Origin of the sequence: Micromonospora sp. WMMA1976, assembly GCF_027497335.1 — a bacterium.
GTDB lineage: Bacteria > Actinomycetota > Actinomycetes > Mycobacteriales > Micromonosporaceae > Micromonospora > Micromonospora aurantiaca.
Genome location: NZ_CP114912.1, coordinates 4,222,929 through 4,242,778, shown reverse-complemented (window position 1 = coordinate 4,242,778; position 19,850 = coordinate 4,222,929). Strand labels below are relative to the sequence as shown.

Genomic DNA, 19,850 nt, shown 5'->3' with positions numbered 1-19,850 from the left:
TTGACCATGCGCGGCCGACCGGCCGCGGCGCCACGGCTGGGGGTAGCGGGTGAGCGAGGCGCGTACAGCGGGTGACCTGGGGCGGACCGAGGGGGAGACGGCGCCGGCCGAGTCGGACACCTCCCTGGTGGTGGTGACCGGCCTGTCCGGCGGCGGGCGCAGCACTGTGGCGCGGGCGCTGGAGAACGTCGGCTACTACGTGGTCGACAACCTGCCGCAGGCGCTGCTGCTGGACATGGCCGAGCTGGCGTTCAAGGCCGGCGGCGCGGCCCGGCGTACGGCGATGGTGCTGGACGTGCGCTCGCGCGCGTTCTCCACCGACCTGGCCGGGGCGATCCGCGAGCTGCGCGAGCGCGGTTTCCAGCCCCGGGTGGTATTCGTCGACGCCGACGACGAGGTGCTGATCCGCCGGTTCGAGAGCGTGCGCCGCTCGCACCCGTTGCAGGGCGACGGGCGGCTGGCCGACGGCATCGCGGTCGAGCGGACGCTGCTGGAGGAGGCCCGCGAGCAGGCCGACGTGATCATCGACACCAGCCACCTGAACGTGAACCAGCTGCGTCGCCGGGTCGAGGAGCTGTTCGGCGGTGAGGACGCCCGCCGGCTGCGGATCACCGTGATCTCGTTCGGCTTCAAGTACGGCCTGCCGCCGGACGCCGACTTCGTGATGGACGCCCGGTTCCTGCCGAACCCGTACTGGGTGCCGGAGCTGCGTGAGCACACCGGCCGGGAGGAGGCGGTGAGCGCGTACGTGCTGGGCCAGGAGGGCGCCGACGCGTTCGTGGCCGGCTACGCCGACCTGGTCAACGCCACCACCGCAGGGTTCGAGCGGGAGGGCAAGCGCTACCTGACCGTGGCGGTCGGCTGCACCGGCGGCAAGCACCGCAGCGTGGCCATCGCCGAGGAGCTGGCCTCCCGGCTGCGTCATTCCGGCATCGCCGCCAACGCCCAGCACCGGGACCTGGGGCGGGAGTGACCCCGACCAGGGTGGTCGCCTTCGGCGGCGGGCACGGGCTCTCGGCGTCGCTGCGGGCGCTGCGTCACTGCGTACCCGAACTGGACCTGGACATCACCGCGGTGGTCACCGTCGGTGACGACGGCGGCTCCAGCGGCCGCCTGCGCGCCGAGCGCGGCGGCCTGCCACCGGGTGACCTGCGGCAGGCGCTCGTCGCGTTGGCCGGTGACCATCCGGCCACCCGGCGCAGCGCGGCGCTGTTCCAGCACCGCTTCGCCGCCGCCGTGCCGCCGGCGCCGACGATCGCCGCGCCGGTACCTGTCGCGGTGGGCGACTCGCTCGCCGGCCACGCGGTCGGCAACCTGCTCCTGCACGGGCTCACCGAACTGCTCGGCGACCCGGTGGCGGCGCTCGACCACGCCGGGGCGATGCTCGGCGCGGTGGGGCGGGTGCTGCCGATGTCCCGCCAGCCGGTGGGGATCGAGGCCCGGGTCCGCGGCGCCGACCCGGAGCACCCGGACGAGGTGTCCACGGTGCGCGGCCAGCACCAGGTCGCGGTCACCCCGGGCACCGTCGAGTCGCTGCGGCTCAGCCCGTCCGCGCCGGCCGCGTGCGCCGAGGCGGTGACAGCGGTACGCGCGGCGGACTGGCTGATCTTCGGACCTGGTAGCTGGTACACGAGCGTGCTGCCGCACCTGCTGGTGCCGGGGCTTGCGGACGCGATCGTGTCCAGCCCGGCGCGGCGGCTGGTGACGCTCAACCTGGTGGCCGAGAAGGAGACCTCGGGGCTCTCCCTGCCCGACCATCTGGACACCCTGCGGCGCTATCTGCCCGAGCTGAAGGTGGACCGGGTGCTCGCCGACTCCACGGCGGTGGGTGATCCCGCGGCGGTCGAACGTGCGGCAGAATCGCTTGGTGCCCGGCTGGTCCTCGCTCCCGTCGCCGTCCTCGACGGCACGCCCCGTCATGATCCAGCCGCACTGGGCGCCGCGCTGGTGCCTGTCCTGCGCGCCGATCGTTAGACACGTACGTAATCACCGGCGACACGCCGGAACCGGTCCGTGAGGGGGCGCACTATGGCGATGACGGCTGCGGTCAAGGACGAGCTGAGTCGGGTCGACGTGCCCAAGCCCTGCTGTCGGCGGGCGGAGATGGCCGCCCTGCTGCGTTTCGCCGGCGGCCTGCACATCGTGTCGGGCCGCGTCGTGGTCGAGGCGGAGCTGGACACCGGCGCGGTCGCGCGCCGGCTGCGGCGGGAGATCGCCGAGGTGTACGGCTACCCGAGCGAGATCCACGTGCTCGCCTCCGGCGGGCTGCGCAAGGGCAGCCACTTCATCGTGCGGGTGGTCAAGGACGGCGAGGCGCTCGCCCGGCAGACCGGCCTGCTCGACGTGCGGGGCCGCCCGGTGCGCGGCCTGCCGCCGCATGTGGTGGCCGCGAACGTCTGCTGTGCCGTGTCGGCGTGGCGGGGCGCGTTCATGGCGCACGGCTCGCTCACCGAGCCGGGCCGTTCCAGCGCGCTGGAGATCACCTGCCCCGGCCCGGAGTCGGCGCTGGCGCTCGTCGGCGCCGCCCGCCGGATCGGTATCACCGCCAAGAACCGCGAGGTGCGCGGCGTGGACCGGGTGGTGGTCAAGGACGGTGACGCGATCGCCGCGCTGCTCACCCGCATAGGCGCGCACTCCAGCGTGCTGGCCTGGGAGGAGCGGAGGGTACGCCGGGAGGTGCGCGCCACCGCGAACCGGCTGGCCAACTTCGACGACGCCAACCTGCGCCGTTCCGCCCGTGCCGCGGTGGCCGCCGCCGCCCGGGTGACCCGCGCGCTGGAGATCCTCGCCGACGACGCGCCGAACCATCTGACCTCGGCCGGGCGGCTGCGCCTGGAGCACCGTCAGGCCTCGCTGGAGGAACTGGGCGCGCTCGCCGAGCCGCCGCTGACCAAGGACGCCATCGCCGGCCGGATCCGCCGGCTGCTCGCGCTGGCCGACAAGCGTGCCCGTGACCTGGGCATCCCGGATACGGAAGCGGCAGTCACGCCGGACATGCTCGTGGTCTGATAGGACTCGGGCGGCAGCGCACCGCGTGCGGGATCACCACCCGCCGCAGCGCGACGCCGCGCGCTCGGATATGGTCGCTGCGTACGGCAAGGGGGCCGGAACAGGCGCTCCTCGCCGTGCTCACCGCCTCGGGCGGTCAGGTCTCCGTGACCGCGGCGGGGTGGCCGAGATGACATGTCGACGGCCGGCTCCAACGGTCGGCGCACACACCTCCGCCGGCCCCGGTCTGGCGCCGGCGGACCAGAACGCGAGGAGATGGGACCTGTGACCATCCGGGTTGGCATCAACGGCTTCGGCCGGATCGGCCGCAACTTCTTCCGGGCAGTGCTGGCGTCCGGCGCTGACATCGAGGTCGTGGCGGTCAACGACCTGACCGACAACGCGACGCTCGCCCACCTTGTCAAGTACGACAGCATCCTGGGCCGCCTCCCGCACGAGGTGAAGGCCACCGCCGACGAGATCACCGTGGGCGGCAAGACCATCAAGGCGTACGCCGAGAAGGACCCGGCGAAGCTGCCGTGGGGCGAGGTCGGCGCCGACGTGGTCATCGAGTCCACCGGCTTCTTCACCGACGGCACCAAGGCGAAGGCGCACCTCGACGGCGGGGCCAAGAAGGTCATCATCTCCGCGCCGGCGAAGAACGAGGACGTCACCGTGGTCATGGGCGTCAACCAGGACCAGTACGACCCGGCCAAGCACAACATCATCTCGAACGCCTCCTGCACCACCAACTGCCTCGCGCCGATGGCGAAGGTCCTGCAGGACACGTTCGGCATCAAGCAGGGTCTGATGACCACCATCCACGCGTACACGCAGGACCAGAACCTGCAGGACGCGCCGCACAAGGACCTGCGCCGGGCCCGGGCCGCCGCGCTCAACATCGTGCCGACCTCGACCGGTGCCGCGAAGGCGATCGGCCTGGTGCTGCCGGAGCTCAAGGGCAAGCTGGACGGCTACGCGCTGCGTGTGCCGATCCCGACCGGCTCGGCCACCGACCTGACCGTGGAGGTCGGCCGGGAGACCACTGTGGACGAGGTCAACGCCGCGCTCAAGGCCGCCGCCGAGGGCCCGCTGCGGGGCATCCTCACCTACAACGAGGACCCGATCGTCTCCGCCGACATCGTGACCGACCCGGCGTCGTGCATCTTCGACGCGCCGCTGACCAAGGTGATCGGCAACCAGGTCAAGGTCGTCGGCTGGTACGACAACGAGTGGGGCTACTCGAACCGCCTCGTCGACCTGGTCAAGCTGGTGGGTCAGTCCCTGTGAGTGCGAGGAGCGAGCTTGCGAGCCCCGCAGTCACGAACGGAGGGCTAGCTCTGTGAGCATCCGCAACCTCGACGACCTGCTCGCCGAGGGGGTGTCGGGTCGGCGCGTGCTGGTGCGCGCCGACCTGAACGTCCCGCTCGACAAGCAGACCGGGGACATCACGGACGACGGCCGGATCCGGGCCGTCCTGCCGACGCTGAGCGCGCTGGTGCAGGCCGGCGCGAAGGTGGTCGTCTGCTCGCACCTGGGCCGCCCGAAGGGCGCGCCGGACCCGCAGTTCAGCCTCCGCCCGGTCGCCGGGCGGCTCGGTGAGCTGCTCGGCGCCCCGGTGCACTTCGCCGAGGACACCGTCGGCGACTCGGCGCGGTCCACCGTGGCCGACCTCGCCGACGGTCAGGTCGCGCTGCTGGAGAACCTGCGGTTCAACAAGGGCGAGACCAGCAAGGACGACGCGGAGCGGGGCGCGTTCGCCGACCAGCTCGCCGCGCTCGGTGACGCCTACGTGGACGACGCGTTCGGCGCGGTGCACCGCAAGCACGCCAGCGTGCACGACGTACCGGCCCGGCTGCCGCACTTCGCGGGCCGGCTGGTGCTGCGCGAGGTCGAGGTGCTCAGCCGCCTCACCGGCGAGCCGGAGCGGCCGTACGTGGTGGTGCTGGGCGGCTCGAAGGTCTCCGACAAGCTCGCAGTGATCGAGGCGCTGCTGCCGACCGTGGACCGGCTGCTCATCGGCGGCGGGATGTGCTTCACCTTCCTCAAGGCCCAGGGCCACGAGGTGGGCACGTCGCTGCTGGAGAAGGACATGGTCGAGACCTGCCGCAACCTGATGGAGCGCGCGCCGGGCAAGATCCTGCTCCCGGTCGACGTGGTGGTGGCCGACGCGTTCGCGCCTGATGCCGCGCACGACACCGTGCCCGCCGACGGCATCCCCAGCCACCGGCTGGGCCTGGACATCGGCCCGGAGACGGTGGCCGGCTTCGCCGCCGCGCTGTCGCAGGCGAAGACCGTCTTCTGGAACGGCCCGATGGGCGTGTTCGAGATGGCGGCGTTCGCCAACGGCACCCGGGGAGTGGCCGAGGCGATCACCAAGGCCGACGCGTTCAGCGTGGTCGGCGGCGGCGACTCGGCCGCGGCGGTGCGCGCGCTGGGCCTGGACGAGTCCTCCTTCGGGCACATCTCCACCGGTGGTGGCGCCTCCCTGGAATACCTGGAGGGCAAGACCCTCCCCGGCATCGCGGCCCTGGAGAACTGAATGGCGAGCACGACCCGCCGGCCGCTGATGGCCGGCAACTGGAAGATGAACCTGAACCACCTCGAGGCCAACCTGCTGGTGCAGAAGCTGGCCGCGAGCCTGAACGAGAAGCAGCTCACCGACGTCGAGTGCGTGGTACTGCCGCCCTTCACCGATCTGCGTACCGTGCAGACCGCGGTGGACGGCGACAAGCTGCTGATCGGCTACGGCGCGCAGGACCTGTCGCCGCACCCGTCCGGCGCGTACACCGGTGACATCGCCGGTCCGATGCTCGCCAAGCTGGGCTGCGGTTACGTGGTGGTCGGGCACTCCGAGCGGCGGCAGTACCACCACGAGGACGACGCGCTCGTCAACGCGAAGGTGTCGGCGGCGCTGGCGAACGGGCTCACCCCGATCCTCTGCATCGGTGAGGGCCTGGAGGTCCGGGAGCAGTCGGGTCAGGTGCGGCACTGCTGCGACCAGCTCGACGGCGCGCTGAAGGGGCTCACCGCCGAGCAGGTCACCAAGGTCGTCGTCGCGTACGAGCCGGTCTGGGCGATCGGCACCGGCAAGACGGCGACCCCGGACGACGCCCAGGAGGTCTGCGGCGCGGTGCGTAAGCGCATCGCCGAGACCTACGACGAGGGCACCGCCGAGCAGGTCCGGATCCTGTACGGCGGGTCGGTCAAGGCGTCGAACGTCGCCGCGATCATGGCGCAGCCGGACGTGGACGGGGCTCTGGTCGGGGGCGCCAGCCTGGACGCGGAGGAGTTCGCGCAGATCTGCCGGTTCCCGGAGCACATCACCCGCTGATCGCTCGCTATCCTTGACGCTGCCCGTCCACCGGTCGGTGCCGCAGTGCCCGACAGGTCCGGGCAGTGATCGCAACGAGAGGACTGACCCCCGCCATGCCGATCTGGTTCGCCTACACGATGATCACGTTGCTGGTCATCACGAGCGTCCTGCTCACCCTGCTGATCCTCCTGCACCGCGGTAAGGGCGGCGGGTTGTCGAGCATGTTCGGCGGCGGCGTCAGCTCCAGCCTGGCCGGTTCGTCGGTGGCCGAGAAGAACCTCGACCGCTACACCGTTCTGGTGGGAATCGTCTGGTTCGCGTGCATCGTCGGGCTCGGACTCTGGCTGCGGCTGCAGATGGCCAGCGGCACCTGAGTCGGCGCTGAGAAGCGTACAATCTGCGCGCGGTCCGTCACGGACCGCGCGCAGTTTTGTTTCTCCGCACGTCGTCCGTCGCCCACCCCCTCCGGCGGCGGTCCCCTCCGACGACAGGGAGCGAGCAACCGTGCCCAGCAACAACGTCATCCGCGGCACCCGGATCGGGTCCGCCCCCGAGCGGTTCGACCAGCGGGTGGAGCCCGCGCCGCGCCGCCCGGTCGTCTACTGGTGCCGCCACGGGCACCGGGTCGAGTTCCTGATCGCCGCCGAGGCGGAGACGCCCGCGACCTGGGAGTGCCCGCGCTGCGGCGAGCCGGCCGGCCCCGACCCGGGCGACCCGCCGGGCCGCCAGCGCGCCGAGCCCTACAAGACCCACCTGGCGTACGTGCAGGAGCGGCGCACGCCGGAGGAGGGGGAGGCGTTGCTCGCCGAGGCCCTCGACGCGCTGCGGCGGCGCCGCGGCCGCGCCTGAGCCGGCGAGTTGGCGTCGCCGATCGCCAGATCGGGGTGGTGGTCGTGTCGGGGTGCCCCGGATGCCGGCGAGCTGGTGTCGTCGATCGCCAGATCGTGGACGGGCCCCGGCAGGGGCCCGACCACGACCGGGATCAGCGGAGGCTGCGCAGCCGCGGCGGCACGTTCGCCGCGGCGGCCCGGTCGAGCAGCCAAAGGGTACGCGAGACGCCCCGCACCCCGGCGGCCGGCAGCTGCACCGGCCCGGCCCCAGCCAGCGCCATGCCCACCGCCCCGGCCTTGTCCGCTCCGGCGGCGATCAGCCACACCTCCTCGGCCGTGTTGATCGTCGGCAGCGTCAGCGTGGTCCGCACCGGCGGCGGCTTCGGGCTGCCCCGTACCGCGCTGACCGGCCGCTTGTCGTGGTGCACCGGGTGCTCCGGGAACACCGAGGCCACGTGCCCGTCCTCGCCGACGCCGAGCATCAGCACGTCGAAGTGCGGCACGATCGCGTTCCCGGGCCGGGCGGCGGCGGCCAGCTCCCGCGCGTACCCGGCGGCAGCCGCCTCCGGGTCGTCACCCGCGGGGCCGTCCGATGCCGGCATCGGGTGCACCCGGGCCGGGTCCAGCGGCACCGTGTCCAGCAGCGCCGCCCGGGCCTGCGTCTCGTTGCGCTCCGGGTCACCGGCGGGCAGGAACCGCTCGTCGCCCCACCACACGTCGACCCGGGACCAGTCGACGGCGTCCCGGGCGGGCAGCTGCCCGACCGCCCGGTACACCGCCGCGGCGATCCGCCCCCCGGTCAGCACCACCGACGCCTGGCCGCGCTCGGCCTGCGCGTCGAGCAGCTTCACCACCAACCGGGCCGCCACCGCCTGCGCCAGCAGGTCGGGGTCGGCGTGTACGGCGACACTCGCCTCAGTCATCCGTCGAGCCCTCGTGTTCCGACCGCCCACCGGCGGTCAACTGTGCCTCCGACCACCCGGTCCGGGTGGTCACTCGTTCGCGGTCGCGCCCGCGTGCGCGGTCACGCCGGCCTCGGCCCGCTGGGCGGTCGCCGGATCCTTCCACACGTGCACCCGCTGGGCGGGGCGCTGGTCGAGCCCGGTGATCCCGGCCGCAGCGCCGAGCGCCTCCGCGTACACCTGGTCGGCGTCGAGGCGGCGCAGCTCCTCGGCCAGCTCGTCACCGAGCGGCCGGCGCACCAGCGGCAGCGTGCGGTCCTCCTGCCCGGTACGCCGGAACACCGCGATGCTGTCGTCCCGGGTGAGCGTCAGCTCGTCGCCGTTGGCGCAGCGCAGCTGCACCTGACGCATCCGCGGGAACTCCTCGGTGGCGGTCAGGATCGGGTCGATGCCGAGCCGGGCGTTGAGCCAGCCGCGCATCAGTGCCGCCGTCGGATCCGACGGGGGCGCCACCACGCTCGCCTCGGTGACCCGGGCCTGGGTGGTGTCGAACGCGCCCGCCACGAGCGTGCGCCACGGGGTGATCCGGGTCCACGCCAGGTCGGTGTCGCCCGGGGCGTAGTCGTGCGCCCGCTGCCGCAGCGCGGCGATCGGGTCGGCGGCCTGCGCCGAGTCGGTGATCCGCCGGTCCGCGACCACACCGAGGAAGTCGGTGGCGATCTCCTCCGGCGGCTCGCCGTGCCACCACGTCACCACCGGTACGTCCGGCACCAGCAGCGGCATCACCACGGATTCGGCGTGCAGCGCGAGCCGCCCGTACATCCGGGTCACCACCGCCTCGCACGGCCCGAGCCGGCCACCCACGACGATCTCCGCGTCCAGCCGGTTGCGGTCCCGCTCGACGTCGGAGCGGACCACCACGAGCAGCCGGCACGGGTGCGCCGCGGCGGCGATGGTGGCCGCCGCCTCGGCCTCGCGTACCCGCTTCTCGTCCACCACCACGATCAGCGTGAGCGCCATGCCACTGGCGACCCCGCCCGCGCTGCGCCGTTCCGCGGCCAGCGCCTTGACCACCTCGTTGCCGGTGGTGTCCCACAGCCCGATCAATGGAGCCTCCTGGTTCGCTCGCAGTGCTCGCTCACGCTCTCCGCCAAGCCCGGCCCTCGCGGGCCAGCATCTCGTCGGCGGCCCGGGGCCCCCACTCACCGGCCCGGTACGGCTCCGGGGTCGTGCCCTCCCAGGCGTGCTCCAGCGGGTCGACGACCTGCCAGCTCTGCTCCACCTCGGCGGCGTCCGGGAACAGCGTCCGGTCGCCGATCAGCACGTCCAGCACCAGCCGCTCGTACGCCTCGGGGCTGGACTCGGTGAACGCCTCGCCGTACTGGAAGTCCATCGCGATGTCGCGGACCTCCATCGTGGTGCCCGGCACCTTGGAGCCGAACTTGAGCACCACGCCCTCGTCCGGCTGCACCCGGATGACGAGCTGGTTGGGGCCGAGCGACTCCATGTCGGCGGCGTTGAACGGCAGGTGCGGCGCCTTCTTGAACATGATGGCCACCTCGGTGACCCGCCGGGGCAGCCGCTTGCCGGCCCGGATGTAGAACGGCACCCCGGCCCAGCGGCGGTTCTGGATGCCCAGCTTCACCGCCACGTACGTCTCGGTGGTGGAGCCCTCCGGGACGCCCTCCTCCTCCAGGTAGCCCTTGGCGCGCTCGCCGCCCACCCAGCCGGGCAGGTACTGGCCGCGCACGGTGTCCTCGGTGACGTCCCGCGGCACGGTGATCGCCTTGAGCACCTTGAGCTTCTCGGCCCGGATCTCGTCGGCGTCGAAGCTCGTCGGCTCCTCCATCGCGACCAGGGCGAGCAGCTGGAGCAGGTGGTTCTGGAGCACGTCGCGGGCGGTGCCCACGGAGTCGTAGAAGGCCGCGCGGGTGCCGATGCCGACGTCCTCGGCCATGGTGATCTGCACCGAGTCGACGTACTTGGAGTTCCACAGCGGCTCGAACAGGTTGTTCGCGAAGCGCAGCGCCAGGATGTTCTGGACCGTCTCCTTGCCCAGGTAGTGGTCGATCCGGAACACGTCCTTGCTGGTGAAGACGTCGTCGACCAGGTCGTTGAGCGCCTTCGCCGACGGCAGGTCGTTGCCGAACGGCTTCTCCACCACCACGCGCCGCCAGCCGCCGGACTTGGCGTTGTCGGCCATGCCGGTGCGGGCGAGTTGCTTGAGCACCACCGGGAAGGCCGCCGGGGGGATGGAGAAGTAGAAGGCCGCGTTGCCGGCGATGCCGTGCGAGTCGCGCAGCTCGTCGAGTGTGGCGGCGAGGTGGTCGAACGCCGCGTCGTCGTCGAACGAGCCGCCGACGAACTTGATGTTGCCGGCGAGGCGGGCCCACACCTCCTCCCGCCACGGGGTGCGGGCGTGCTTCTTGGCCGCGTCGTGCGCCACCGACTCGAAGTCGCCGTCGCCCCAGTCCCGGCGGGCGAAGCCCAGGACCACGAAGCCGGGCGGCAGGAGCCCTCGGTTGGCCAGGTCGTAGACCGCCGGCAGCAGCTTCTTGCGGGCCAGGTCGCCGGTCACCCCGAAGATCACCAGGGCACACGGCTCGGGGATCCGGGGCAGTCGCCGGTCCTGCGGATCGCGCAGCGGGTTCACCGGGCCACCTCCTCCTGCGTCTCGGTCCGCTGATTCCAGGTCGTTGATCGTCACGTGCGTGTCCGTCCGGCCGTTTCCAGGAGCTGGGCGGCACCCGCCGCCCGCTCGGTCAGGTGCAGGCGCAGCACCGGTCGCTCCCGGCCGGCCAGGGCCCGCCGGTCGCCGGCGGCCTGGGCCGCCTGGAGCTGCGCGAAGGTGTACGGACGACCGGGCACGTCCAGATCATCGGTGACCGCACCGGTGATCTGGAGGTACCGGCCGTGCGGGTCGGTGTGTTCGGCCCGGCGCGGTCCCCAGCCGAAGGTGACCGGACGGCCGGCGGCCCGCGCCAGCAGCGGGCGCAGCCCGGCGACCGACGCGTCGGCGTGCCGGTCGAGGTACGCGGTCACCACGAGGTGCTCCCGTTCGCCCAGCCCGTCGAGCAGCCAGCGCAGCGCGCCGGTCAGGTCGGCGGGCGCGCCGCTCGGGGCGTACACCTCGATCGCGCCCTCGACCGACGACGGCGGCCCGCTCTCCGGCGCCGCGTCGTCGCCCACCGGGTCCGGCGGCGCGGCGAACGGGTCGGCCCGCAGCGTCACCGCGGCGGTGGCGGCCGCGTAGGCCCAGGTGAGCAGGTGCGCGCCGAGCGGGCCGTTGACGGCCACGTCGGCCGCCACGCCCGGCCCGACGCCGGCGCCGAGGGCGCCGCCGAGACCGACTGTGAGCACGCCCGGCCCGGTGGCGCCGGGGGAGTCGGGGGACTCCGCGACCACCGGCAGCAGCCGTCCACCGGTGGCCCGGGCGAGCAGCGCGCCGGCCCAGCGGCCCAGGCCGTCGAGGCCGGTGCCGTCCGGGACCAGCGCGATCGTGTCCCGTCCGGCGCCGGGCGCCGCGCCCAGGGCCGCGCCGAGCGCCAGGGCCGGGTTGTCCCGGTCCCGGTCCAGCACGCCGGTGAGCGCCTCCGCCTCGTCCAGCGCCTCGGCCACCGCCGCGCCGGCCAGCGCCGCCGGGACCAGACCGGACGCGGTGAGCGCGGCCCACGGCCCGGCCACGCCGGACTCGGCCGGGATGACCATCGCGCCCAGCTCGTCGGCGCGCGCCGCGAGGTCGGAGCCGGGTTCGGTGACCACCACGACGTGCCGGGCGGCGTCGGGGCCCTCGTCCGCCCACGCCTGCCGGTAGACCCGCAGGTGGGCGTCGGTGGTCCGGTCGAGGCCGCGCCGGGCGGCGAGCACCAGGAGGGTCCGCGCCGGGCGGTCGGCGAGCGCGGCCCGGACCGGTCCCGGGTCGGCGGTGTCGAGCACCGTCAGCGGCCGGCCCAGGCACTCGGCCAGCACCTCCGCGGCGAGCGTGTCGTCGCGGGCGCCGGCCAGCACCACGTGGTCCAGGTCGCCCAGCTCGGCGGCCAGTTCGGCGAGCTGGGGGAGCAGGTCCCGGCTGCGCCGGTGGGCGTGCAGCCAGCCCAGCCCGTCGAGGGCCGCCGGCTCGGCGGCGGGTCCCCAGAGGGCCGGGTCGGCGGCGGCGAGCCGGGCCGGGACGTCATGGGAGACGAGCGTGGCGCGGGTGGACGCACCGAGGGCGTCGGCTCCGCGCACGGCCAGGCCGGCGGCCATGTCCGCCCGCCCGGCCAGCAGGTCACTCACGGCGCCACCTCGGCTTCCACACAGCGCCCCCTCACCGCTTCCACGGTACGGCGCGACGCGTCCCGGGGCCGGGCCCCGGGACGCGTCGGACGCCGTCTGTCACGCGTTGCCGCCGGCCTGCTGCGCCGCCTGCGCGTTCTTCCCGGCGGCCCGGTGCGGGCTGCCCGAGCCCTTGGCCGCCTCGGCGAGGGACTTCTTGACCCCCTCCAGCAGCTCCACCCAGCTCGCCTCGAACTTCTCCACGCCCTCGCGCTCCAGCGTGGCGATCACGTCGGACAGGTCCACGCCCACCGCCAGCAGGTCGTCGAAGACCTGGCGGGCGTCGTCGTACGCGACGGTGACGGTGTCCGCCTTCGTCTCGCCGTGCTCGGCGTAGGCGTGGATGACCGGCTCCGGCATGGTGTTGACGGTGCCGGGCGCGATCAGCTCCTCGACGTAGATGACGTCCCGGTAGTCCGGGTTCTTCGTCGAGGTGGAGGCCCACAGCGGGCGCTGCGGGTGGGCGCCCGCGTCGGCCAGCTTCTGCCAGCGCGCCGAGGAGAACACCTCGCCGTAGCGCTCGTACGCCAGCCGGGCGTTGGCGACAGCGGCCTTGCCGCGCAGCGCCTTGGCCTGGTCCGACCCGATCTTCTCCAGCCGCTTGTCCACCTCGGTGTCGACCCGGGAGACGAAGAACGAGGCGACCGAGCCGATCTTCGACAGGTCGTGCCCGTTGGCCTTCGCCTGTTCCAGGCCGGCCAGGAAGGCGTCCATCACCTGCGAGTACCGGTCCAGGCCGAAGATCAGCGTGACGTTGACGCTGATCCCCTCGGCCAGGGTCGCGGTGATCGCGGGCAGGCCCTCCTCGGTGGCCGGGATCTTGATGAACAGGTTCGGCCGGTCGACCAGCCACCACAGCGCCTTGGCCTCGGCGACGGTCTTCGCCGCGTCGTGCGCCGAGCGCGGGTCCACCTCGATCGACACCCGGCCGTCCACGCCGCCGCTGACGTCGTACGACGGGCGCATCACGTCGCAGGCCCACCGCACGTCGTACGTGGTGAGCATGCGGACCGCCTCCTCGACGTCCACGCCGCGTACGGCGAGGTCACGAAGCTGCCAGTCGTACTCGTCGGCGTCGCTCAGCGCCTTGGCGAAGATCGTCGGGTTGGTGGTCACCCCGGCTACGTGGCTCTCCCGGCGCAGCTTGTCCAGCCCGCCGGAGGTCAGCCGTACCCGGGAGAGATCGTCGAGCCAGATCGCCACACCGGCGCCCTGGAGGTCCTTCAGCCTGTCCGTCATGCCGTCCACGCTCCCCTCAGTTGCCGGTCGTGAAACCGGTGATGTCGCCCACCCGGGTCAGCGCCGCGTGCGCGGCGGCCACGATCCGGTCGGGGGTGAAGCCGAACTGCTCGAAGAGCACGGTGTGCGGCGCGCTGGCGCCGTAGTGCTCGATGCTCACGCACTCGCCGCTGTCGCCGACGATCGCGCGCCACGACATCGCGATGCCCGCCTCCACGCTCACCCGTGCCTTTACCCCGCGAGGCAGCACCGACTCCCGGTACGCCTCGTCCTGGGCGAAGAACCACTCCTGGCAGGGCATGGAGACGACCCGGGTGGGGGTGCCGTCGGCCTCCAGCCGCTCCCGCGCGGTGAGGCAGAGCTGCACCTCCGACCCGGTGCCGACGAGAATCACCTGCGGCTTGCCGTTCGACGCCTCGGCCAGCACGTAACCGCCCTTGGCGACGCCCTCGGCGCCGGCCAGGTCGGTGCGGTCGAACGTCGGCAGCGCCTGGCGGCTGAGCGCCAGCGCGGTCGGCCGGTCGGTGTGCTCCAGCGCCTGCCGCCAGGCCCAGACCGTCTCGTTGGCGTCGGCCGGGCGGACCACGTCCAGGCCGGGGATGGCCCGCAGCGCGGTCAGGTGCTCGATCGGCTGGTGCGTCGGGCCGTCCTCGCCGAGGCCGATCGAGTCGTGCGTCCAGACGTACGTCACCGGCAGCTTCATCAGCGCGGCCAGCCGTACCGCCGGGCGCATGTAGTCGCTGAACACCAGGAACGTGCCGCCGTACGGGCGGGTGCCGCCGTGCAGGGCGATGCCGTTGAGGATCGAGCCCATGGCGTGCTCGCGGATGCCGAAGTGCAGCGTGCGGCCGTACTCGTCGCCCGGGAAGTCCTTGGTGGCGTGCGCAGCCGGGACGAACGACGGCTCGCCCTTCATCGTGGTGTTGTTGCTCTCGGCCAGGTCGGCCGAGCCGCCCCACAGCTCCGGCAGCACCGGCGCCAGGGCCTCCAGGATCTTGCCGGATGCGGCCCGGGTGGCGACGCCCTTGGCGTCCGCCGGGAAGGTCGGCAGCGCGTCGGTCCAGCCGGTCGGCAGCGTACGGGTGGCCATCCGGTCCCACAGCGCCTTGCGCTCCGGGTTGGCCTGCGCCCACGCGTCGAATCCGGTGGTCCACTCGGCCTGCTCCTGCGCGCCGCGCTCCAGCACCTGACGGGCGTGCTTGAGCACCTCCTCGTCGACCTCGAAGGTGCGCTGCGGGTCGAAGCCGAGGATCTCCTTGGTGGCCTTGACCTCGTCCGCGCCGAGCGCCGAGCCGTGGATCTTGCCGGTGTTCTTCTTGTTCGGCGCGGGCCAGCCGATGATCGTGCGCAGCGCGATGAACGACGGCCGGCCGGTCTCCGCCTTGGCGGCCAGCAGCGCCTGGTACAGCGCCTCCACGTCCTCGTGGTAGTCGCCCTGGTCGGCGTCGCCGCGGCGCCAGTCGACGGTCTGCACGTGCCAGCCGTACGCCTCGTAGCGGGCCGCGACGTCCTCGCTCTTGGCGATGCGGGTGTCGTCCTCGATCGAGATCTCGTTGTCGTCGTAGATCACGCAGAGGTTGCCGAGCTGCTGGTGACCGGCGAGCGCGCTGGCCTCGTGGGTGATGCCCTCCTCGATGTCACCGTCGGAGGCGATGCACCAGATGTCGTGCCGGAACGGCGAGTCGGCGCGGTCCGGCTCGCTGTCGAACAGGCCGCGCTCGCGGCGGGCCGCCATCGCCATGCCGACCGCGTTGCCGAGGCCCTGGCCGAGCGGACCGGTGGTGGTCTCCACGCCCGGGGTGTGGCCGTGCTCCGGGTGGCCCGGGGTGAGCGAGCCCCACTGGCGCAGCGCCTTGAGGTCGTCCAGCGCCAGCGGGTAGCCGGAGAGGAAGAGCTGGATGTAGAGCGTCAGGCTGGAGTGCCCGGCCGACAGCACGAACCGGTCGCGTCCGGCCCAGTTCGGGTCGGCGGGGTTGTGCCGCATGACCCGGTTGAAGAGCAGGTACGCCACCGGGGCGAGGCTCATCGCCGTCCCCGGGTGGCCGTTGCCGGATTTCTCCACGGCGTCCATGGCCAGCACGCGGACCGTGTCGACGGCCCTGCGGTCGAGGTCGGACCAGTTGAGAGCGGGAAGCTCGGGTCGGTTGGCAGCCACGATGGTTGTGCTCCTCGGCAGATGGGCGGAACCCTCACTGATGACCCTATCGAGCGGCGCTAAACGTCCGCCCGGGGATCTCAGCATGCTGTTCTGTACGGATCGCGGACGTCCGGTCGTTCAACCGCAGGTGTGACGGCTCGCACCGTTGCCGGGTCCACGGGGCAGCGAAAACGACGCCGCGTAGTGTGTGGGGCGGTGTGTGGACCCGCAGCGGTCCGGGCCGAACGACCTCCCCCGCCGATGCCGGAAGGTGGCAATCCGTGAGCATGATCACCGAGCGCCCCGTCAGCAACCCTGCCGGGCAGTCGCCGGTGGGCGCGGTGGCGGAGGCGCCGGCGAGCGGCCGGCGGGACGTACGCGCCGTGGTGGCGGCGTACGTGACGCTGACCAAGCCGCGGATCGTCGAGCTGCTGCTGGTCACCACCGTGCCGGCGATGATGCTCGCCCACGGCGGGATGCCGTCGCTGTGGCTGGTCGCCGTGGTGCTGGTCGGCGGGTCGCTCGCGGCCGGCGCGGCGAGCGTCATCAACTGCTACATCGACCGCGACATCGACCAGCTCATGCGGCGTACCAAGCGCCGCCCGCTGCCCGCGCACACCGTGTCGCCGCGCAGCGCGCTGGTCTTCGGCCTGGTGCTGGCGGTCGTGTCGGTGGCGCTGATGGCGGTGGCGACGAACTGGCTGGCGACGGTGCTGACGCTGGCCGCGATCGCCTACTACGACCTGGTCTACACGCTGTGGCTGAAGCGGACCACGGCCGCGAACACGTTCTGGGGCGGCATCTGCGGCGCCGCGCCGGTGCTGATCGGCTGGGCCGCTGTCACCGGCACGCTGGCGCCGGCCGCGTGGGGCCTGTTCGCTGTGGTCTTCTTCTGGCAGATGCCGCACTTCTACGCGCTGGCCATCAAGTACAAGGCCGACTACGCCCGCGCCGGGGTGCCGATGCTGCCGGTGGTGGCCTCGGTCCGGCGGGTGAACGCGGAGATCATCGGCTTCTCCTGGCTGACGGTGCTCTCCTCGCTGGCGGTCTGGCCGCTCGGGATGAGCCCGATCTACGGCGTCACCGCGCTCGTGGTCGGCGGGATCTTCCTCGTCGAGGCGCACAAGCTGTGCCGGCGCGCGACGCGTGGCGAGGCGGTCAAGCCGATGCGGCTGTTCCACTGGTCCACCACGTACCTCACGATTCTCTTCGCGGCCGTCGCGCTCGACGCGCTGCTCTGACCCGCCCGTCCGGCGGTTCATCAGAAATTTTTTTCGGGCTTCCCCGGACGTGTTCAACCCGGACAGATTGTGACGATCCAGCCCGCCCGCTTCGCCCAGATATAAGCGACATGTACGGGCGAATTACCTGTGGTTCTTCTTAAACCGATGGGTAATTGGCATCACATTCAGTTCATGGTTCTCGCACATCCGGGTGGAACTCTGCTTAGGCTTCGCGTCATGGCAGATGGTTCCGATACGACGCTGACGGCTGACAAGACCGCCGAGCAGGCCCCCAACGGCCTGGTCGCGGGCATCAAGTCGTTCGCCGCCGGACACGGCGGCGCGAAGGCGGTCATCGAGTACGTCGGCAAGCGCGGCGCACGGATCGTCCTCGTGGGTTCCGACGGGGTATGGGCGGACCAGTTCGCCGACGGCACGGACGTCGCGCGGCAGGCCTGCGCCAAGGCCGGGGTCGACGTCGAGAACGCCTGGGAGCGTGAACTGATGGACCAGATGCGTCCGAGCAACGACCTGTGGCGGTCGATGGCCCGGCGCACGATGGCCCGTTGACATATACCGAATGACCGACCACCACCAGTCGACCCGGGGGAGACCCCGGGTCGCTTTCGTCACCTGCGCCGAACTGCCCGACCTCGACCCGGACGACCGGCTCGCGCTCGGCCCGCTCGCCGCCCGCGGCGTCACCGCCGAGATCGCCGTCTGGGACGACCCGGCAGTCGACTGGTCCGGGTACGACCTGGTCGTGCTCCGCTCCCCGTGGGACTACGTGCTGCGGCGGGACGAGTTCGTGGCCTGGGCGCGTACCGTGCCGGCCCTGGTCAACCCGGCCGACGTGGTCGCCTGGAACACCGACAAGCGCTACCTGTCCGAGCTGTCCGCAGCCGGAGTGCCCACCGTCCCGACCGAGTGGGTCGAGCCCGGGCGGGAGTGGACCCCACCGGCCGGCGGCGAGTACGTGATCAAGCCGGCGGTCAGCGCCGGCAGCCAGGACACCGGCCGCTACGACCTGACCGACCCGGAGCACCGCGAGCTGGCGCCGGCCCACGTGCGGCGGCTCTCCGACGCCGGGCGGGTCACGATGGTGCAGCCGTACCTCGACGCGGTGGACACCGCCGGGGAGACCGCGCTGCTGTTCCTGGCCGGTCCCGGCGGCCTGGCGTTCAGCCACGCGATCCGCAAGGGTCCGATGCTGACCGGGCCGGACCTGGGCGAGGCCGCGCTCTACAAGGAGGAGCGGATCGACGCCCGCGTCGCCACGGCGGAGCAGCGCGCGGTGGCCGAGAAGGTGCTCGCGGTGGTGCCCGGCGGCCCGGACCGCCTGCTCTACGCCCGCGTCGACCTGATCCCCGGCCCGGACGGCGAGCCCGTGCTGGTCGAGCTGGAGCTGACCGAGCCGAGTCTGTTCGTCGGGTACGCCGACGGCGCCCCGGACCGGCTCGCCGACGCGGTGCTCACCCACCTGGCCCGCCACTGACCCGGATCGGCCGGGGGAGCCCGGCTGGCTAAGCGCCGGCCGGTGCGAGCCGGGCCAGGTGGGCGTCGATCTCCGTGCGGGCGTCCGCCGGGTCCAGTCCGGTGGTCAGGATCCGTACCGTGACGCCGTCCAGCAGCGTCGCCAGCGCGGCGGCCTCGGCCCGCGCGTCCACGTGCCCGGCGATGCCGCCGGTGGCCCGGCCGAGCGTGAGCAGCCGCTCGACGTTGGCCCGCATCTGCGCCTCGCTCTCCGCCAGGATCGCCGCGACCTGCTCGTCGACGAGCGCCTCGGCGGTGAGGACCAGCCAGACGCGGGCCTCGAAGGCGCGTTCGGCGTCCAGCGGGACGAGTTGCCGTACCGCCTGCCGGATGACCTCCGGAGTGACCGGGTCGGCGGGGATCGTCCGGGCCCGCGCCACCACGCGCCCGGCCAGGTGGTCCATGGCCGCCCGGACCATCAGTTCCCGGGTCGGCAGGTAGTGCTGCGCGGTCGCCAGCGGCATGCCGGCCTCGGCGGCGACGGCGCGCACCGTCATCCCGGCCGACCCCGCGCGCGCCAGTACGACGCACGCCGCCGCGCCGAGATGACGCCGCCGCTCCTCGTGGTCCACAACCTTGGGCACGACGTGATCATAGATGGTCGGTCATTTGACCGATATAGGTCGGCCGCCTAACGTTGCCCGGCATGACCGCACCCCTCACCGACCCCGCACGCGACACCCGCCGGTTCAGCTACCTCGACATGGCGCTCGTGCTCGCCGTCGGTGTCGGCCTGGCCAACTCGGCGGTCGCGGACTTCCTGGCCCGGGGACCGGAGCGGCTGGGCATGCCGGAGACGGCGGCGTCCACCATCGCCTGGGCCCTGATCAACGGCGCCCAGCTCGCGGTCGGCCTCGCGGTGGTGCGCCACCGCTTCGGCGAGATCGCCAGGCCGCTGCGACTCGTCCGCCCGGCGGGCCGCCAGGTGGGTGCCGCGGTGGGCTGGGGCCTGGCCAAGGCCGCGCTCACCCTCGTGCTCGTGGTGGCGCTGCCCGCGGCGCTCGTCGAGGGTGGCGGCGGTGAGGGCGGCTACCCCGCCGGAAGCCTGCTCGTGCAGTTCGCCTTCGCGTTCGCCTTCGGCGCCGTCGTCTCCCCTCTCTACGAGGAGATCCTCTACCGGGGTGTCTTCTACCAGGGGCTGGCCGCGCGGCTGCCCGCGGTGGCCGCCGTGGTGCTGTCGGCGGCCTTCTTCGCCGTCGTGCACCTGCCCCGGGTGTTCAACACCGTCAGCGCCCTCTTCGCCGGGCTGCTGTTCGCCTGGCTGCTGCACCGGCACCGCAACCTCTGGGTGCCGATCCTCGCCCACGCCGTCAGCAACGGGACGCTCGTCGCGCTGGCGTTCGCCGCCGAGGCGTCCGCCTGACCGCC

At 72.9% G+C, this 19,850-nt stretch carries 19 protein-coding genes; 12 read left to right on the top strand and 7 right to left on the bottom strand.

Features of this window, described 5'->3' with window-relative positions:
* The first annotated feature begins 49 nt into the window (after positions 1-49).
* From rapZ to O7546_RS19315, 8 genes are all read left to right on the top strand, one after another.
* Positions 50-973: an RNase adapter RapZ gene (gene rapZ, locus O7546_RS19350; protein WP_262014426.1), complete on the top strand. Its 924-nt coding sequence runs from the start codon at positions 50-52 to the stop codon at positions 971-973.
* Entirely contained in the window at positions 970-1,974 is a 1,005-nt protein-coding gene (gene yvcK / locus O7546_RS19345; RefSeq protein WP_135241181.1) for a uridine diphosphate-N-acetylglucosamine-binding protein YvcK, read from the top strand. The genes rapZ and yvcK overlap by 4 nt, the downstream gene beginning before the upstream one ends.
* 54 nt (positions 1,975-2,028) lie before the next feature.
* On the top strand, positions 2,029-3,009 hold the full coding sequence (gene whiA, locus O7546_RS19340; protein ID WP_018788213.1) for a DNA-binding protein WhiA: 981 nt from the start codon (positions 2,029-2,031) through the stop codon (positions 3,007-3,009).
* 264 nt (positions 3,010-3,273) lie between these two features.
* Positions 3,274-4,278 carry a type I glyceraldehyde-3-phosphate dehydrogenase gene (gap, locus tag O7546_RS19335; RefSeq protein ID WP_013287466.1) on the top strand — a complete coding sequence of 335 codons (1,005 nt, stop codon included), beginning with the start codon at positions 3,274-3,276 and terminating at the stop codon, positions 4,276-4,278.
* 52 nt (positions 4,279-4,330) lie between these two features.
* Positions 4,331-5,530, top strand: a complete 1,200-nt coding sequence (locus O7546_RS19330) for a phosphoglycerate kinase (protein ID WP_194803178.1) — start codon at positions 4,331-4,333, stop codon at positions 5,528-5,530.
* Complete coding sequence (gene tpiA, locus O7546_RS19325) at positions 5,531-6,322, top strand: triose-phosphate isomerase (RefSeq protein ID WP_135241179.1); 792 nt, start codon at positions 5,531-5,533, stop codon at positions 6,320-6,322.
* 95 nt (positions 6,323-6,417) lie between these two features.
* Entirely contained in the window at positions 6,418-6,678 is a 261-nt protein-coding gene (gene secG, locus O7546_RS19320; protein ID WP_091420428.1) for a preprotein translocase subunit SecG, read from the top strand.
* 130 nt (positions 6,679-6,808) lie between these two features.
* Positions 6,809-7,153: an RNA polymerase-binding protein RbpA gene (locus tag O7546_RS19315; RefSeq protein ID WP_018788218.1), complete on the top strand. Its 345-nt coding sequence runs from the start codon at positions 6,809-6,811 to the stop codon at positions 7,151-7,153.
* Positions 7,154-7,286: 133 nt separating this feature from the next.
* On the opposite strand, the gene pgl is transcribed toward O7546_RS19315, so the two are convergent.
* From pgl to tkt, 6 genes are all read right to left on the bottom strand, one after another.
* A complete protein-coding gene (gene pgl, locus O7546_RS19310) occupies positions 7,287-8,057 on the bottom strand; it encodes a 6-phosphogluconolactonase (protein WP_194803177.1) in 771 nt (256 codons plus the stop codon).
* A gap of 69 nt (positions 8,058-8,126) precedes the next feature.
* Positions 8,127-9,143 (bottom strand): glucose-6-phosphate dehydrogenase assembly protein OpcA, encoded by a 1,017-nt coding sequence (locus O7546_RS19305; RefSeq protein ID WP_194803176.1) that lies wholly within the window; start codon positions 9,141-9,143, stop codon positions 8,127-8,129.
* Between the two features lie 31 nt (positions 9,144-9,174).
* Positions 9,175-10,689: a glucose-6-phosphate dehydrogenase gene (zwf, locus tag O7546_RS19300; RefSeq protein WP_194803175.1), complete on the bottom strand. Its 1,515-nt coding sequence runs from the start codon at positions 10,687-10,689 to the stop codon at positions 9,175-9,177.
* A gap of 50 nt (positions 10,690-10,739) precedes the next feature.
* Positions 10,740-12,311: a glucose-6-phosphate isomerase gene (locus O7546_RS19295; protein ID WP_194803174.1), complete on the bottom strand. Its 1,572-nt coding sequence runs from the start codon at positions 12,309-12,311 to the stop codon at positions 10,740-10,742.
* 99 nt (positions 12,312-12,410) lie between these two features.
* Positions 12,411-13,589 (bottom strand): transaldolase, encoded by a 1,179-nt coding sequence (tal, locus tag O7546_RS19290; RefSeq protein WP_194803173.1) that lies wholly within the window; start codon positions 13,587-13,589, stop codon positions 12,411-12,413.
* Between the two features lie 16 nt (positions 13,590-13,605).
* Positions 13,606-15,744, bottom strand: coding sequence for a transketolase (gene tkt / locus O7546_RS19285; RefSeq protein ID WP_194803172.1), 2,139 nt, complete (start codon positions 15,742-15,744; stop codon positions 13,606-13,608).
* Positions 15,745-16,007: 263 nt separating this feature from the next.
* Here tkt and O7546_RS19280 point away from each other — a divergent pair, with 263 nt between their 5' ends.
* The 3 genes from O7546_RS19280 to O7546_RS19270 all read left to right on the top strand — a co-directional run bounded on the left by O7546_RS19280 (position 16,008) and on the right by O7546_RS19270 (position 18,444).
* Positions 16,008-16,967, top strand: coding sequence for a heme o synthase (locus O7546_RS19280; RefSeq protein WP_194803171.1), 960 nt, complete (start codon positions 16,008-16,010; stop codon positions 16,965-16,967).
* Positions 16,968-17,186: 219 nt separating this feature from the next.
* On the top strand, positions 17,187-17,519 hold the full coding sequence (locus O7546_RS19275; RefSeq protein ID WP_013287454.1) for a hypothetical protein: 333 nt from the start codon (positions 17,187-17,189) through the stop codon (positions 17,517-17,519).
* Positions 17,520-17,529: 10 nt separating this feature from the next.
* Positions 17,530-18,444 carry a hypothetical protein gene (locus O7546_RS19270; RefSeq protein ID WP_269697322.1) on the top strand — a complete coding sequence of 305 codons (915 nt, stop codon included), beginning with the start codon at positions 17,530-17,532 and terminating at the stop codon, positions 18,442-18,444.
* 28 nt (positions 18,445-18,472) lie between these two features.
* Here O7546_RS19270 and O7546_RS19265 read toward each other — a convergent pair whose 3' ends face one another.
* Positions 18,473-19,066, bottom strand: coding sequence for a TetR/AcrR family transcriptional regulator (locus O7546_RS19265; RefSeq protein WP_194803169.1), 594 nt, complete (start codon positions 19,064-19,066; stop codon positions 18,473-18,475).
* 62 nt (positions 19,067-19,128) lie between these two features.
* Between O7546_RS19265 and O7546_RS19260 the strand changes: the two genes are divergently transcribed.
* Positions 19,129-19,845, top strand: a complete 717-nt coding sequence (locus O7546_RS19260; protein WP_194803168.1) for a CPBP family intramembrane glutamic endopeptidase — start codon at positions 19,129-19,131, stop codon at positions 19,843-19,845.
* The last annotated feature ends 5 nt before the right edge of the window (positions 19,846-19,850 follow it).